The following is a 14654-nucleotide window of genomic DNA, read 5'->3' as shown; positions in this document are numbered from 1 at the left end:
CGTCACCCGCCGTCGCGGACCGAGGGCCGCGCGGTGGCGGCCATGTAGCGGGTCACCATGCGGGCGACGAAGTGGGCGAACACCTCCGGTGGCCCGGACGGCAGCATGATGTGGCTCATCGTCAGGCGCACCGCCGCGTCGGCGATCTCGGTGAGCGCCTCCCGGTCCAGATCCGGCCACTGGCGCAGGGCGTGCTCGGCGATGCGGGCGCTGGCGGCGAACAGCACCGGCTCCGCCTGCGTGGTGAGCAGCGGCAGCATCTCGTCGCCGCCCGCGCCCGTGAGCACCGCCTTCTTCAGCTGGTCGTCGGCGGAGGTCTCCAGCGAGAACACCACCGCGGCGACCACCGCGGAGTACAGGTCGTCGTGCTCGGACAGCACGGCGTCGATGCCGTCGAGGTAGCGCTCGTTGTCGCGGATCACGACCGCCTGCGCGAGGCCCCACTTGTCGCCGAACTCGTTGTAGACGGTCTGCCGGCTGACCCCGGCGGCGGCGGCGACGTCGCGCATCCGGACGGCGCGGTAGCCGCGCTCCACCAGGAGGTCTGCCGCGGCGTCCAGCAGGGATTCGCGCACGGAACGGCCGGCGGTGCCCATGTGTCGTCGCCCTCCAGGGTGCTGGTCAGAAGACCATTATCCCCCGCGGGCCGCCGCCGGGCCATCGTGCGCCCGCCGGGTCGCCGCCGTCGAGCAGGTGCGCGAGCGGGAGGGTGGCCGCGCCGACGGCGACCGCCTCGGGACCGAGGCGGCACAGGTCGACGGAGGTCCGCGCGAACGGGTGCCGCAGCGCGTAGGCGGCGGCCGCCGCGGTGATCCGGTCCAGCATCCGGCGACCGATCAGCAGCCCGGCCCAGCCGCCGATGATGATCTTCTCCGGGCCGAACAGGTTGACCAGGTCGGCGATGCCCGCGCCGAGGTGCTCGGCGACGTCGTCGCGCAGGGCGGCCGCCGCCGCGGACGGGTCGGCCAGCAGCGCGGCGAGGGCCGCCTCCTCGCCCGTCCCGGCCGGGCCGCCCGCCGCCCGGTACCGTTCCCGCAGGGCGGTCGCGCCGACGTAGGCCTCCAGGCAGCCGCGGGAGCCGCACCGGCACCGCGCGCCGCCGACCCGGGACGTCGTGTGGCCCCACTCGCCCGCGCTGCCCGCCGCGCCCCGGTACGGCGAGCCGTCGATCATCACGGCGGCGCCGATCCCGGAGCCGATGAGGACGACGACGGCGTCGCGGTGCCCGCGCCCGGCGCCGAGCCACATCTCGGCCTGGCCGAGCGACGTCGCGCCGTTGTCGACGAACAGCGGCAGGCGGGTGCCCTCGCGCAGCATCCGCTCCAGCGGCACGCCGTCCCAGCCGATGGTCTGGCAGTGCACGACCGCCTCCGGGCCGTGCTCGACCACGCCGGGGACGCCCACGCCGACCCCGATGACGGACGCCGGGTCGACCGACGCGCCGTCGATCACCGCCGGCAGGCCGTCCAGGATGTGCCGGACGACGGCGCGCTCGTCGTGCCCGCCGTCCCCGAGCGGCAGGTCGGCCTTGGCGAGCCGGGTCAGCGCCAGGTCGAACAGCTCGACCACCACGCGCGTCTCGCCGACGTCGACGCCGACGAGGTGGCCGTACCCGGCCGCGGCCTTCAGCAGCACCCGCGGTCGGCCGCCGTCGGACTCGACGCTGCCCGCCTCCACGACGAGCCCGGCGCCGATCAGCTCGCCGACCACGTTGCTGACCGAGGCCGGGCTGAGCCCGGTCTCGCGGGCGAGGTCCTGGCGGCTGAGCGGCCCGTCGAAGTACAGCCGCCGCAGCAGCACCGACCGGTTGGCGCGGCGCAGGTCGCGCACGGTCCTCCGGCGCCGTTCCGGCATCGGCCCCCCTCGTCCCGCGGCAGGTCGCCTCCCCGCGGCCTCCCAGGTCGTGACCCGCCATTATGTCCGCTTGGAAGACGGTGGGGAACAGGCCCCGATCCCGTCGTCCGCGCGCGCCGGGGCATCCGGGCGCGGCCCCCCGCGCCCCGCTCTCTAGAGTGAGGGCCGACCGGCTCAGGCGAGGTGAGGAGGCCGGGTGGGCGGGATCCTTGTGGCCAACCGGGGAGAGGTCGCGCTGCGGGTCGTCCGGGCCGCGGCCGAGCTGGGGCTGCGGACGGTCGCCGTGCGCACCCGCGACGACGCGGCCTCACCGCACACCAGGCGCGCCGACGAGACGCGCGTCCTGCCCGGCGAGGGCGCCGCGGGATACCTCGACGCGGACGCGCTCATCGCCGCCGCCAAGGACGCCGGCGCCACCGCCGTCCACCCCGGCTACGGCTTCCTGAGCGAGAACGCGGGCTTCGCCGCCGGCTGCGCCGGGGCCGGGCTCACCTTCGTCGGGCCGCCGCCGGAGCTGCTGGAGCTGTTCGGCGACAAGACCGCGTCGCGCGGCCTGGCACGGGAGGCGGGCGTCCCCGTGGCCCCCGGCACGCCCGGCGCCGTGAGCCCCGCCGGCGCGGAGGCGTTCGCCCGCGAGCACGGCGCCGTCGTGCTCAAGGCGCTCGCGGGCGGCGGCGGGCGCGGCATGCGCGTCGTCACCGATCCCGCGGCGGTGGCGGACGCCTACGAGCGGTGCCGGTCGGAGGCGCTCGCCTCCTTCGGCAGCGGCGAGCTGTACGCCGAGAAGCACGTGCCGAGCGCGCGCCACATCGAGGTCCAGGTCGCGGGCGACGGGTCCGGCGCCGTCACCCACCTGTGGGAGCGCGACTGCAGCGTCCAGCGCCGCCACCAGAAGCTGATCGAGATCGCCCCCGCGCCGGCGCTGCCCGGCGCCGTCAGGGACGCGCTGCTGGACGCCGCGTTGCGCCTGGCGGCCCGTGTCCGCTACGCCGGGCTCGGCACCTTCGAGTTCCTCGTCGACGGCGAGGAGTTCTGGTTCCTGGAGGCCAACCCGAGGCTCCAGGTCGAGCACACCGTCACCGAGGAGATCACCGGCGTCGACCTGGTGAAGGCGCAGATCAGGCTGGCGATGGGGGAGGACCTCGCCGGGGTGGGCCTGGCCGCGCCGCCGCCGGCGACCGGCTGCGCCGTCCAGGTGCGCGTCAACGCCGAGACGATCGCCGCGGACGGGACGCCGCGCCCGAGCGCCGGGACGCTCACCGCGTTCGCGCCGCCGTCCGGTCCCGGCGTGCGCGTCGACACCCACGGGTACGCCGGCTACCGCACCAGCCCGCGCTACGACCCGCTGCTCGCCAAGGTCATCGCCCGCGCCGAGGACCTGCCCTCGGCCGCCGCCCGCGCCCACGGCGCGCTCGGCGAGTTCGAGATCGCGGGCGTCGCCACGAGCATCCCGCTGCTGCAGGGCGTGCTGCGCCACCCCGGATTCACCGCCGGCGGGGCCCGCACGTCCTTCGTCGCCGACCACCTGCCCGAACTGCTGGAGAGCGAGCACCGCCGGTACTACGTCGAGACGGCCCCGGCCGCCGGAGCGCCCCAGGCGCCGGCCGCCCCGGACGCGCCGCCCGGCACCGTCGCCGTCCCCGCGCCGATGCAGGGGACGGTCGTGAGCGTGGAGGTGTCCGAAGGCGACCTCGTCCGGGCGGGCGCGCCGGTGCTGGTCCTCGAGGCCATGAAGATGGAGCACGTCGTCCGCGCGGGGGAGGCGGGCATCGTCCGGGCTCTTGCCGCCGCGCCCGGCGAGACCGTCGCCGAGGGCGCGCCGCTGCTGTTCACCGAGCCCGCCGAGGCGGGCGGCGACCACGCCGCCGAGGACGAGGCGGCCGACCTGGACCTCATCCGCGCCGACCTCGCCGAAACACTGCGCCGCCACGAGACCGGGCTCGACGCCGCCCGCCCCGAGGCGGTCGCCAAGCGGCACGCGCGCGGCCGCCGCACCGCGCGGGAGAACATCGGCGACCTGTGCGACCCTGGCACGTTCGTCGAGTACGGCGCCCTCGCCATCGCCGCGCAGCGGCAGCGCCGCTCCCTGGACGACCTCATCGAGCGCACGCCCGCCGACGGCATGGTCTGCGGCATCGGGGACGTCGACGGCGCGCAGGCGGTCGTCATGTCCTACGACTACACGGTCCTCGCCGGGACGCAGGGCCACCAGAACCACCGCAAGACCGACCGGATGCTCGACATCGCCCACCGCCGCCGCCTGCCGGTGGTGCTGTTCGCCGAGGGCGGCGGGGGACGCCCCGGCGACACCGACACCACCGCCGTCTCCGGCCTGGACGTGACGACGTTCCACGCGATGGGGCGGCTCAGCGGCGCCGTCCCGTCGGTGGGCATCGCGAGCGGGCGCTGCTTCGCGGGGAACGCGGCCCTGCTCGGCTGCTGCGACGTCATCGTCGCCACCCGCGACGCCAACATCGGCATGGGCGGCCCCGCCATGATCGAGGGCGGCGGCCTCGGCGTCTTCACGCCCGAGGAGATCGGCCCGGTCGGCGACCAGGAACCGAACGGCGTCATCGACATCGTGGTGGACGACGAGGCCGAGGCGGTCCGGGCGGCCCGCCGCTACCTGTCCTACTTCCGGGGCCCGGTGGACGACTGGACCTGCGACGACCAGCGGATCCTGCGGCACGTCGTCCCGGAGAACCGGATGCGCGCCTACGACGTCCGCCGCGCCGTCGCCCACCTCGCCGACAACGGGTCGGTGCTGGAGCTGCGCCGGGCGTTCGGCGTCGGGATCATCACCGCGCTGGTGCGGATCGAGGGCCGCCCGCTGGGCCTGATCGCCAGCAACCCGGCGCACCTCGGCGGCGCCATCGACCGCGACGCCGCCGACAAGGCCGCCCGGTTCCTGCAGCTGTGCGACGCGCACGGCCTGCCGGTCGTGTCGCTGTGCGACACCCCGGGCTTCATGGTCGGCCCGGACGCCGAGCGCACCGCCACCGTCCGGCACTTCAGCCGCCTGTTCGTCATCGGCGCCAACCTGCGCGTCCCGATCGTCACGGTCGTCCTCCGCAAGGGGTACGGGCTCGGCGCGCAGGCCATGGCGGGCGGCGGGTTCAAGGCGCCGCTCGCGACCCTCGCCTGGCCCACCGGTGAGATCGGCGGCATGGGGCTGGAGGGCGCCGTCCGGCTCGGGTTCCGCAAGGAGCTGGAAGCCGCCGAGGACCCGCAGGCGATGTTCGAGCAGATGGTCGCCGCCGCCTACGAGTACGGCAAGGCGCTCCACGCCGCCACGGTGTTCGAGCTGGACGACGTCATCGACCCGGCCGAGACGCGGCGGTGGATCACCGCAGTGCTGGCCGCCGCACCGCCGGCCGACGACCGTCCCCGCCCGTGGATCGACACGTGGTGAGGTCCGGGCCGGCGCGGTAGGCGTCGCGCACCCGGGGATCGGCCCGCACCTCCGCCGGGGGGCCGGCCGCGATCATCCTGCCGCCGTCGAGCACGTGCAGGACGTCGCACACCCCGAGCAGGGCCTCGATCTCTTCCTCGACGACCAGCACCGCGAGCCCCTCCTCGGCCAGGTCCCGGAGCAAAACCTCCAGCGCCCGCGCGTGCCGCACCGGAAGGCCCGCCCACGGCTCGTCCAGCACGAGCACGGCCGGTTCGGCGGCGAGGGCCCGCGCCAGGTCCACCAGCCCGGCGACGCCGGGCGGCGCGTCGCGGACGGGCGTGTCCGCATGGTCCTCGATGCCGAGGCGGGCGAGGAGGGCGGCGGCGACGGCGCCCGCGCCGCGGCGCGCGTCCCAGCGGCGCCGCCACCGGTCCCGCGCCGTGCGGCCCGGGTGCTCCCGCGTCATCGCGTGCCTGGCCGCGGCGGCCTGGACGCTCTCGCGCACGGTCGCCGCGCCCGCCGCGCCCGTCTGCTGGAAGGTGCGGGCGATGCCGCGCCGGGCCCGCTCCCGCGCCGCGCTGCGGGTCAGGTCGGCGCCGTCCAGCAGCACGCTCCCCGCCGCCGGGCGCCGCAGCCCAGTGATCACGTCGCAGAGCGTCGTCTTGCCCGCGCCGCTCGGGCCGGCGAGGCCGGTGACCGCGCCGGACGGGACGGTGAGCCCCGCCCCGTCGACCGCCGTCAGCCGCCCGAACCGGACCGTCACGTCGCGCACCCGCAGGCCCCGCGCAGCGGCCATGGCACCCGCCCCCTCGCGCCTCGTGTGATGTGGATCACTGGGAGGCCACACCCTACTGAGGGAGCGCGGGCGGCGGCAACGGACCGCGGAGGGTCAGGGCGCCGCGGGTCAGGACGGGTGCGTCGCCAGGCGGTCGCGGGTCCACTCCTTGACCCCGGCGACGAACGCCTCGACGTCGGCGGCCTTGCCGGAGGCCATCTCGCCGAACCAGTCGGGCACGTACCGCTCGAACCGCCCGCTCTCCAGGACCTCCAGCACGGCAGCGGCCACCTCCTGCGGCGGCAGGGCGTCCGACACGTCGCTGAGCGGCGGCTCGTTGCCGGGGAGGGTGAACAGCTCCGTCCCGGCGATGAGCGCGGGCTGGATCACGTGGACCCCCACGCCCGTCCCGTCCAGGTCGACCGCCATGCTCTCCCAGAACGCCGTGAGCGCGGCCTTGGACGCGGAGTAGGCCGCCTCGTGCGGCGGGCCGAGCCGCGCCGCGACCGAGCCGACCGCCACGAGGTGCCCCCCGCCGCGCGCGAGCATGCCGGGCAGCAGCGCCAGCGTGAGCCGCACGGGGGACAGGTAGTTGAGCCGCATCGCCTCGTCGGCGTCGGCGGCCGAGAGGTCCTGGACGCGGCGCCGCTTCGGCATCCCCGCGTTGTTGACCAGCACGTCGACGCCGCCGAGCTCGCGCTCGGCCTCCGCGGCGAGGTCGGCGACCGCGTCGAGGTCGGCGAGGTCGGCCGCCCACATCGCCGACTCCGGGGCGTGCTCGCGGCACCGGGACAGCACCTCCGAGAGCCTGTCCTTGCGCCGCGCCACCAGGCCGACCCGGGCCCCGGCGGCGGCGAGCGCCTCCGCCACCACGGCGCCGATGCCCGACGAGGCTCCCGTGACCAAAGCGGACCGTCCGGTGAGAGTCGCCATGCGTACCAACGTCACACACCCCGCGCCCACCGGCAAGGCGCAGCGCCGCCGCCCCCGGAAGCGCGTCCCGTGAAATGTCCAGCGCCGCCCGCTCCGGATCGGTAAGGTCGTGGGTTTCGCCCCCCACCACCCTCGCAGCCGGAGGTCTGTCCGCATGCCCGCCGAGCCCGCCGACCCTTCCGAAACCGCGGTCCTCGCAGCCGAACGCGCCCACCTCGCCGAGTCCCGCGCCGCGCTGCGCCGGATGCGCGAGCACGCCGAAGGCCTCAGCGCCGACGTCGCCGCCGACTGGGTCTCCAAGCAGTTCCTCGAGTCGCTCCTCGACCAGCGGGTCAGAGCGCTCGCCGACCACCCCGGAACCCCGCTGTTCTTCGGCCGGATGGACCGCGGCGGCGAGGCCGGCCCCGACCTCCCCGCCGTGATGTACGTGGGGCGGCGGCACGTCCACGACGGCGACGAGGGGCGGCCCCTCGTCCTGGACTGGCGGGCCCCCGTGTCGCGGGCCTTCTACCAGGCCGGACCGGCGGACCCGATGGGCTGGCGGCTGCGCCGGCGCTTCGGCTTCCGGGCCGGCGAGCTGACCGCGTTCGAGGACGAGCCCCTCGACGGCGGCGGCACGCCGCCGGGGACGGGCCCGTCCCGGATCCTGACCGAGGAGATCGAGCGGCCCCGGACCGGCCCGATGCGCGACATCGTCGCCACCATCCAGCCCGAGCAGGACGTGATCGTCCGCGCCGACCTGCCCCGCAGCGTCTGCGTCCAGGGCGCGCCCGGCACCGGCAAGACGGCCGTCGGGCTGCACCGCGCCGCCTACCTGCTGTTCACGCACCGGGAGCGGTTGTCGCGGTCCGGCGTCCTCATCGTCGGACCGAACCGCGCGTTCCTCGCCTACATCGCGGCGGTGCTGCCCGCGCTCGGCGAGGTCCGGGTCGAGCAGGCCACCATCGACGACCTGGTCGGCCCGCCGCTGGCCGGCGAGCCCGCGGATACGGCCGCCCTCAAGGGCGACGCCCGGATGGCCGACGTGCTGCGCAAGGCGCTGTGGCTGCACGTCCGCAAACCGGAGGAGGGGCTCGTCGTCACCCGGGGCGCGGCGCGATACCGGCTCGCCGACCACGAGATCCGCGAGACCGCCGCCGCGCTGCGCGGGACGACCCGCTACGGCGCGGGCCGGGCCGCGTTCGCGCAGCGGCTCGCGCACCAGGTCCTCGTGCGGATGGAGCGGCGCGGCGAGGCCCCCGACGACCGCGTCCAGGACCAGGTCGCGCGGAGCAGGCCGGTCAGGCAGGTCCTCGACGCGGTGTGGCCGAAGGTGACCCCCGAGCAGGTCCTGCACCGGCTGCTGTCGGACGCCGAGCTGCTGCGCAGGGCCGCGAAGGGGGTGCTGGACGAGGACGAGCAGGCCGTCCTCCTGCGGGGCAAGGCCGCCCGCTCGCACCGCTCCGCCAAGTGGACCGCCGCCGACCGGGCCCTCCTGGACGAGCTGAACGACCTCATCGAGCGCACCGCCTCGCTCGGCCACCTGGTGGTGGACGAGGCGCAGGACCTGTCCGCCATGCAGTTGCGGGCGCTCGGCCGCCGTTGCGCGACGGGCTCGGCGACCGTCCTCGGCGACCTCGCGCAGGGCACGACCGCGTGGTCGGCGCGCTCGTGGAAGGAGGTCCTCACCCACCTCGGGCAGGACGGGGAGGTCACCGAGCTCACCCTCGGGTTCCGTGTTCCGGGGACCGTCCTCGACTTCGCCGCCCGCCTGCTCCCGCACGTCGCGCCCGACCTGGAGCGGCCGCGCTCGCTGCGCCCCGGCGCCGGGGCGCTCACCGTGCGGCGCGTCCCCGACGTCGTCGCCGGGGCGGCCGAGGCCGCGCGCGCCGCCCTCGCCCGCCCCGGCTCGGTCGGCCTGATCGTCCCGGACGCGCGGGCGGACGAGCACGCGGCGGCGCTGGAGGCCGCCGGGCTGGAGCACGAGGTCCTCGGGCCCGAGTCCGAGGGCACCGGACGGCTGCTGGTGGTGCCCGCGACCCTGGCCAAGGGCCTGGAGTACGACCATGTGGTCGTCGCCGAGCCCGCCGCCATCGCCGCCGCCGAGGCGCGCGGCCTCGCCCGCCTGTACGTGGTGCTGACCCGCGCCGTCACCACGCTGACCGTGCTCCACGAGGCCGACCTCCCCGCCGAGCTGGCGGAACCGTAGTCGGCGGCCGGGCGGCCCCTACGTCCGGCCCGCCGCCCGGTCCCGGCACTCCCGCGGGCGCAGCCCGTCGAAGGCGATGCGGAGGACGTCGTCGCGGGCCCCGGCGCGTCCGGCGGCGTAGGACATGCCGGCCAGCAGCGCCATGACCTCGCCGGGGCCGACGTCGGCCCGGACGGCGCCGGCGTCCTGCGCCCGTTCGAGGAGGACCCCGATGGCGGCCCTCAGGCCCGGCCCGGCGCGCCCGGTGGCCTCCCGGGCGTCGACGCCGACCTCGGCCAGCGCCTCGGTGACGGCCTGCTTGGTCGCCGCCTGCGAGACCACCCGGGAGAAGAAGCCGAAGAACGCGGCGCCCGGGTCGGGCGCGGACCGCAGCTCCCGCGCCTCGGCCGCCAGCCGTTCCAGCAGCGCGACGAGCACTGCTTCCAGCAGCGACTCCTTGGTGGGGAAGTGCCGGAACACCGTGCCGATGCCGACGCCCGCCTTGCGCGCCACCTCCTCGGTGGGGGCGGAGGTCCCCTGGACGGCGAAGACCTCCTCGGCCGCGGCGAGGACCTTGGCGCGGTTGCGCAGGGCGTCGGCGCGCAGCGGTCTGCCGGAGGCGGGTGCAGTCATCGCGGCCTTCCGTTGACAAGTGGAGTATCGGCTCCGTATTTTCTCATCCGGAGCACGTACTCCGATTGTAGGGGAGATCGCATGTCAGAGTTCGCCAGCCCCCGGGCCGTCTTCCAGCGGCTGATCGACGGGATCATCGCGCGGCGGCCGGAGGGGCTGCCGCAGCTCTACGCGAAGGACGCGGTGGTCGTGCACCCGTTCGCCCACCCGGCCTCGCGCCTGGAGGGCCGCGAGGCGCTGCGCCGGCACTTCGCCCGGCTGGAGACGCTGCCGGTGGAGATGCAGGCGCGCAACATCGTGGTGCACCAGACCGCCGACCCCGAGGTGATCATCGCGGAGTTCGAGTACGCGGGCCGCAACACCGAGAACGGGCGGGAGTTCGTCGTGCCGAACATCTTCGTCCTGCGGGTGCGCGACGGGCACATCGTGGAGTCCCGCGACTACGCCCACCACCGCGCGTTCGAGGAGGCGATGGCGTGACGGCTCCGGGCGCCCCGACCCCCCGCGAGGTGTTCGCGCGGCTCAGCGCGGGCATCTCGGCCGGGCGCTGGGACGATCTCGCCGCCCTCTACGCCGAGGACGCGGTCGTCGAGCAGCCGTTCGCCCTCCCGCCGGCGCCGCCGCGCCTGGAGGGGCGCGCAGAGATAGACCGGCACTTCCGCGCCGCCGCGCGGGGGCCCCTCGAACTGCGCGCCCGCGACGTGGTGGTGCACGAGACCGCCGACCCCGAGGTGATCGTCGCGGAGTTCGGCTACGACGGCCGCGTGGTCCCGCCGGGCCGCGCGTTCCGGGTCGCCAACATCCAGGTGCTGCGGGTGCGCGACGGGCTGATCGCCGAGACCCGCGACTACCACGACCATCCGGGCTTCGCGCGGGCGATGCGGGACGGCTGAGCCGGGGACGGCCGAGCGGGACCCGGTGCGGACCGGCCGTGCCGGGGGGAGTCGTCCGGAACCGCCGGGCGCGGGCGGTTGACTGGCCGTCCCGGCCGTTCCTAGGGTGGACTCGCCATACCGACCGGTTGGTATGTGCCGTTCCGGGTGGCCGCCGCCACCCACGCCCCGCGCGGAGGCCCCGTGAGCACAGCACCGCCCGACGCCGGCGAACTGAGCCGGCTGGTCGGCGAGTTCCTCGCCGGCCACGACCCCTCGGCGACCGAGCCGCTGGAGTTCCTGCGGGCCCGGTTCGACGCCGGGCTCGCCTGGGTCCACTACCCCGAGGGGCTCGGCGGGCTCGGCGCGCCGCGGCACCTGCAGCCCGCCGTCGACCGCGCCTTCGCCGAGGCCGGCGCCCCCGCCAACCATCCCGAGCGCAACGGCATCGGGCTCGGCATGGCCGCCCCGACGATCCTCGCCTTCGGCACCGAGGAGCAGAAGCGCCGCTTCCTGCGCCCGCTGTGGACGGGCGAGGAGCTGTGGTGCCAGCTGTTCAGCGAGCCCGGCGCCGGCTCCGACCTCGCCGCGCTCGGCACCCGCGCGGTCCGCGACGGCGACGCCTGGACGGTCAACGGCCAGAAGGTGTGGACGTCCATGGCGCACGAGGCGCGCTGGGCGATCCTCGTCACCCGCACCGACCCGGACGTCCCCAAGCACCGCGGCATGACCTACTTCGTCTGCGACATGACCGCGCCGGGCGTCGAGGTCCGGCCGCTGCGGCAGATCACCGGCGAGGCCGAGTTCAACGAGGTGTTCCTCACCGACGTCCGGATCCCCGACGAGCACCGGCTCGGCGAGGTCGGGCAGGGCTGGCAGGTCTCCACCACGACGCTGATGAACGAGCGCGTCGCGATCGGCGGCCAGGCCATGCCGCGCGAGAGCGGCATGATCGGCGTCGTCGCCGCGCTCTGGCGGGACCGCCCCGAACTGCGCACCCCCGGCCTGCACGACGCCCTGCTGCGCGCGTGGGTGGAGACCGAGGCCGCCCGGCTCACCGGGGAGCGGCTGCGCCAGCAGCTCACCGCCGGGCAGCCCGGCCCCGAGGGGTCGGGCGCGAAGCTGGCCTTCGCCAAGCTCAACCAGGAGGTGTCCGGCCTGGAGCTGGAGCTGCTCGGCGAGGAGGGCCTGCGCTACGACGACTGGACGATGCGCCGCCCCACCGAGGTCGACTTCACCCGCCGCTCGCCCGGCTACCGCTACCTGCGCGCCAAGGGCAACTCCATCGAGGGCGGCACCTCGGAGATCCTGCGCAACATCATCGCCGAGCGCGTCCTCGGCCTGCCCGGCGAGATCCGCGTCGACAAGGACGTGGCCTGGAAGGACCTGCCCAGATGAGCGACCTGCTGTACGGGGAGATCGAGAACGACCTGCGCGCGAGCGTCCGGCAGGTGCTGGACGACAAGGCGCCCTGGACCTCCGTCCTCGCCGGCGCCGAGAAGGACGAGCCCTACGACGCGCCGCTGTGGCGGGCCGTCGCCGGCGGGCTCGGCTGCGCGGGGCTGCCGGTCCCCGAGGAGCTCGGCGGCGCCGGCGCCACCTGGCGCGAGACCGCCGTCGTGATGGAGGAGCTCGGCCGGGCCGCCGCGCCCGTCCCGTTCCTGACCAGCGCCGTGATCGCCACGGCGGCGCTGCAGGCCGCCGGGGAGCGGGAGCTGCTCGCGCGGCTGGCCGCCGGGGAGGCCGTCGCGGTCCTGGCGGTGCCGTTCAGCGCCGCGCCGGGCGACGTCCCCGCGACGGTCCGGGTCGCGGACGGAGCGCTGACCGGCGAGGTCACCAGCGTCGCCGACGGCATGGCCGCCGAGGTGCTCCTCGTGCCGGCCGGCGACGGCCTGTACGCGGTGGACGCCGCCGACGCCCGCCGCACCGCCGCCACCTCGCTCGACATGACCCGCCGGCTCGCCGACCTCGCCTTCTCCGGCGCCCCCGCGCGGCGTGTCGCCGAGGGGACCGGCGCCGTCACCGCCGCGCTGCGGACCGGCGCCGCGATGCTGGCGTCCGAGCAGCTCGGGCTCGCCGAGCGCTGCCTGGACGACACCGTCGCCTACGTCAAGACGCGCTACCAGTTCGGCCGCCCGGTCGGCTCCTACCAGGGCCTCAAACACCGGCTCGCGGACCTGTGGACCTCGATCACCCAGGCCCGCGCGGTCGCCCGCCACGCCGCGTCCTGCGTCGCCGCGGACGACGCGGACGCGCCGGTCGCGGTCGCCGTCGCGCAGGCGCACTGCTCGGCGGTCGCCGTGAAGGCCGCCGAGGAGTGCGTGCAGATGCACGGCGGCATCGGCTTCACCTGGGAGCACCCGGCGCACCTCTACCTGAAGCGCGCCAAGGCCGACTCCATCGCCCTCGGCACCCCCGACCGGCACCGCGCGGCCCTCGCCGAGCTGGTGGACCTGCCTCCGGCCTGACGCCGGGACGGACGGCCCCGCCCCGGACACGGGGCCGTCCGCCTAGCCGGTGATGACCGCCAGGATCCGGGCGCCCTCCGGGAACGCGCCGCGCTCGGCCAGCGCGAGCACGCCGAACATCATCTTGGCCGTGTAGATCCGGTCGAGGACGACCCCGTGCCGGCGGGCGAAGTCGTCGGCGAAGGCGTCCAGATCCGGGGTCGTCCGCGCGTAGCCGCCGAAGTGGAAGCCGTCCTCGACGCTCCAGTCCCCGCGCCGCCCGCCGTAGGCCTCGTGCTGGAGGCGCGCCACCTTCGCGGTCATGAAGCCGCCCTTGAGCACCGCGAACCCGACGGCGCGCTGGCCCGGGGCCAGGCCGGCGGCGAGCCCGGCCAGCGTCCCTCCCGTCCCGCACGGGCAGCACACCACGTCGAACCCCGGGACCTCCGCGCCCAGCTCGGCGCAGCCCCGGACGGCGAGCGCGTTGCTCCCGCCCTCGGGCAGGAGGTAGAAGTCGCCCCACCGCTCGTGCAGCGCCTCGACGACGTCGGGCTCGTGCTTGCGCCGGTAGGTGGTGCGGTCCATGTAGGTGAGGCGCATGCCCATGCGCTCGGCGTGCGCGAGCGAGGCGTTCAGCGGCAGGTGCTCCTCCCCGCGGATCACGCCGATGGTCGCGAACCCGTGGATCCCGCCCGCCGCCGCCACGGCGCGGATGTGGTTGGAGTAGGCGCCGCCGAAGGTCAGGAGGGTCCCGTGCTCGCGCGCGGGCCCGATGTTGTGCCGGAGCTTGCGCCACTTGTTGCCCGGCAGCTCCGGGTGGACGAGATCGTCGCGCTTCAGGAAGAGCCGCAGGCCCCGGCGCGCCGCCCGCTCGTCCGCCAGCTCCACCACGGGGGAGGCCGGCTCGGGAGGAGGGGTCATGGCATCGGCAGGCCGAGCCTCTCGCGGAGCGTCCGCTGGACCTCCTCGATGCCCGGCCGCGCGTCGACGGTGACCACGTACTCCTTGCGGCCGAACAGCTCCAGGATCGGGTCGGTCCTCTCGTGGAAGTCGCGCAGCCGCTCGGTGAGCGCCTCCTCCGTGTCGTCCTCCCGGGGCACGAGCTTGCCCCCGCACACGTCGCAGCGCCCCTCCTGCGTCGGACGGTCCGCGATCAGGTTGTAGTCCATCCCGCACTCGGCGCACAGCCGCCGGGCCAGCACCCGGCGCCGGACCTCGTCGTCCGGCAGGTCCAGGTGGATCACACCGTCGATGTCGTAGCTCTCCAGGAAGAACTCCGTCTGCCGCCGGCTGCGCGGGAACCCGTCGATGACGAACCCGTAGTTCCAGTCGTGCTGGGCCAGCCGCTCCCGCACGACGCTCTCCGCGAGGTCGTCGCCGACCAGCTCGCCGGCCGCCATGATGCGCCGCACCTGCGCGCCGAGCTTGGTGTGGTTCTTGACGTGCCAGCGGAAGATGTCGCCGACGCTGATGTGGACGATGTCCAGATCGCGCGCGAGCAGCCCCGACTGCGTCCCCTTGCCGCTGCCGGCAGCACCGATGATCACGTACTTGCGCATGGGGAGAGCCTATGCGCGCC

13 protein-coding genes are annotated in these 14654 nt (G+C 75.9%); 6 read left to right on the top strand and 7 right to left on the bottom strand.

Features of this window, described 5'->3' with window-relative positions:
- Nucleotides 1-2: 2 nt before the first annotated feature.
- Nucleotides 3-596 carry a TetR/AcrR family transcriptional regulator gene (locus K4S16_RS10420; protein WP_149258632.1) on the bottom strand — a complete coding sequence of 198 codons (594 nt, stop codon included), beginning with the start codon at nucleotides 594-596 and terminating at the stop codon, nucleotides 3-5.
- A gap of 25 nt (nucleotides 597-621) precedes the next feature.
- Nucleotides 622-1854, bottom strand: coding sequence for an ROK family transcriptional regulator (locus K4S16_RS10415; RefSeq protein WP_149258631.1), 1233 nt, complete (start codon nucleotides 1852-1854; stop codon nucleotides 622-624).
- Between the two features lie 196 nt (nucleotides 1855-2050).
- On the opposite strand from K4S16_RS10415, the gene K4S16_RS10410 reads away from it, so the two are divergent.
- Nucleotides 2051-5266, top strand: coding sequence for a carboxyl transferase domain-containing protein (locus K4S16_RS10410; protein WP_149258630.1), 3216 nt, complete (start codon nucleotides 2051-2053; stop codon nucleotides 5264-5266).
- On the opposite strand, the gene K4S16_RS10405 is transcribed toward K4S16_RS10410, so the two are convergent.
- Nucleotides 5199-6044 carry an ATP-binding cassette domain-containing protein gene (locus tag K4S16_RS10405; protein ID WP_149258629.1) on the bottom strand — a complete coding sequence of 282 codons (846 nt, stop codon included), beginning with the start codon at nucleotides 6042-6044 and terminating at the stop codon, nucleotides 5199-5201. The two genes, K4S16_RS10410 and K4S16_RS10405, sit on opposite strands and share 68 nt — an antisense overlap.
- 108 nt (nucleotides 6045-6152) lie before the next feature.
- Nucleotides 6153-6956, bottom strand: a complete 804-nt coding sequence (locus K4S16_RS10400) for an SDR family oxidoreductase (RefSeq protein WP_149258628.1) — start codon at nucleotides 6954-6956, stop codon at nucleotides 6153-6155.
- Nucleotides 6957-7110: 154 nt separating this feature from the next.
- Between K4S16_RS10400 and K4S16_RS10395 the strand changes: the two genes are divergently transcribed.
- Nucleotides 7111-9144 carry an AAA family ATPase gene (locus K4S16_RS10395; protein WP_149258627.1) on the top strand — a complete coding sequence of 678 codons (2034 nt, stop codon included), beginning with the start codon at nucleotides 7111-7113 and terminating at the stop codon, nucleotides 9142-9144.
- An 18-nt stretch (nucleotides 9145-9162) separates the two neighbouring features.
- Here K4S16_RS10395 and K4S16_RS10390 read toward each other — a convergent pair whose 3' ends face one another.
- Nucleotides 9163-9756 carry a TetR/AcrR family transcriptional regulator gene (locus K4S16_RS10390; protein WP_149258626.1) on the bottom strand — a complete coding sequence of 198 codons (594 nt, stop codon included), beginning with the start codon at nucleotides 9754-9756 and terminating at the stop codon, nucleotides 9163-9165.
- An 81-nt stretch (nucleotides 9757-9837) separates the two neighbouring features.
- Here K4S16_RS10390 and K4S16_RS10385 point away from each other — a divergent pair, with 81 nt between their 5' ends.
- The 4 genes from K4S16_RS10385 (at nucleotide 9838) to K4S16_RS10370 (ending at nucleotide 13096) form a co-directional block, all read left to right on the top strand.
- Nucleotides 9838-10236 carry a nuclear transport factor 2 family protein gene (locus K4S16_RS10385; protein ID WP_149258625.1) on the top strand — a complete coding sequence of 133 codons (399 nt, stop codon included), beginning with the start codon at nucleotides 9838-9840 and terminating at the stop codon, nucleotides 10234-10236.
- The gene (locus tag K4S16_RS10380; protein WP_149258624.1) at nucleotides 10233-10649 is read left to right on the top strand and encodes a nuclear transport factor 2 family protein; all 417 of its coding nucleotides are present in this window, start codon (nucleotides 10233-10235) and stop codon (nucleotides 10647-10649) included. Before K4S16_RS10385 ends, K4S16_RS10380 begins: the two co-directional genes overlap by 4 nt.
- Before the next feature lie 183 nt (nucleotides 10650-10832).
- On the top strand, nucleotides 10833-12026 hold the full coding sequence (locus tag K4S16_RS10375; RefSeq protein ID WP_149258623.1) for an acyl-CoA dehydrogenase family protein: 1194 nt from the start codon (nucleotides 10833-10835) through the stop codon (nucleotides 12024-12026).
- Complete coding sequence (locus K4S16_RS10370) at nucleotides 12023-13096, top strand: acyl-CoA dehydrogenase family protein (RefSeq protein ID WP_149258622.1); 1074 nt, start codon at nucleotides 12023-12025, stop codon at nucleotides 13094-13096. The genes K4S16_RS10375 and K4S16_RS10370 overlap by 4 nt, the downstream gene beginning before the upstream one ends.
- Nucleotides 13097-13138: 42 nt before the next feature.
- On the opposite strand, the gene K4S16_RS10365 is transcribed toward K4S16_RS10370, so the two are convergent.
- Complete coding sequence (locus K4S16_RS10365; protein WP_149258621.1) at nucleotides 13139-13996, bottom strand: 1-aminocyclopropane-1-carboxylate deaminase/D-cysteine desulfhydrase; 858 nt, start codon at nucleotides 13994-13996, stop codon at nucleotides 13139-13141.
- The gene (locus tag K4S16_RS10360; protein ID WP_149258620.1) at nucleotides 13993-14634 is read right to left on the bottom strand and encodes a nucleoside monophosphate kinase; all 642 of its coding nucleotides are present in this window, start codon (nucleotides 14632-14634) and stop codon (nucleotides 13993-13995) included. The genes K4S16_RS10365 and K4S16_RS10360 overlap by 4 nt, the downstream gene beginning before the upstream one ends.
- Between the last annotated feature and the right edge of the window lie 20 nt (nucleotides 14635-14654).

The organism is Actinomadura sp. K4S16 (assembly GCF_008327685.1).
In the GTDB taxonomy this organism is placed as follows: Bacteria; Actinomycetota; Actinomycetes; order Streptosporangiales; family Streptosporangiaceae; genus Spirillospora.
Note: the sequence above shows the minus strand (reverse complement) of the source record. Positions and strands in the feature narration are given on the sequence as shown.

Excerpts from the sequence above, each read along its gene's own strand:
- K4S16_RS10395 (WP_149258627.1), top strand. The coding sequence starts at position 7,111 with ATGCCCGCCGAGCCCGCCGACCCTTCCGAAACCGCGGTCCTCGCAGCC.
- K4S16_RS10415 (WP_149258631.1), bottom strand. The coding sequence starts at position 1,854 with ATGCCGGAACGGCGCCGGAGGACCGTGCGCGACCTGCGCCGCGCCAAC.
- K4S16_RS10385 (WP_149258625.1), top strand. The coding sequence starts at position 9,838 with ATGTCAGAGTTCGCCAGCCCCCGGGCCGTCTTCCAGCGGCTGATCGAC.
- K4S16_RS10360 (WP_149258620.1), bottom strand. The coding sequence starts at position 14,634 with ATGCGCAAGTACGTGATCATCGGTGCTGCCGGCAGCGGCAAGGGGACG.
- K4S16_RS10370 (WP_149258622.1), top strand. The coding sequence starts at position 12,023 with ATGAGCGACCTGCTGTACGGGGAGATCGAGAACGACCTGCGCGCGAGC.
- K4S16_RS10405 (WP_149258629.1), bottom strand. The coding sequence starts at position 6,044 with ATGGCCGCTGCGCGGGGCCTGCGGGTGCGCGACGTGACGGTCCGGTTC.
- K4S16_RS10400 (WP_149258628.1), bottom strand. The coding sequence starts at position 6,956 with ATGGCGACTCTCACCGGACGGTCCGCTTTGGTCACGGGAGCCTCGTCG.
- K4S16_RS10390 (WP_149258626.1), bottom strand. The coding sequence starts at position 9,756 with ATGACTGCACCCGCCTCCGGCAGACCGCTGCGCGCCGACGCCCTGCGC.
- K4S16_RS10365 (WP_149258621.1), bottom strand. The coding sequence starts at position 13,996 with ATGACCCCTCCTCCCGAGCCGGCCTCCCCCGTGGTGGAGCTGGCGGAC.
- K4S16_RS10420 (WP_149258632.1), bottom strand. The coding sequence starts at position 596 with ATGGGCACCGCCGGCCGTTCCGTGCGCGAATCCCTGCTGGACGCCGCG.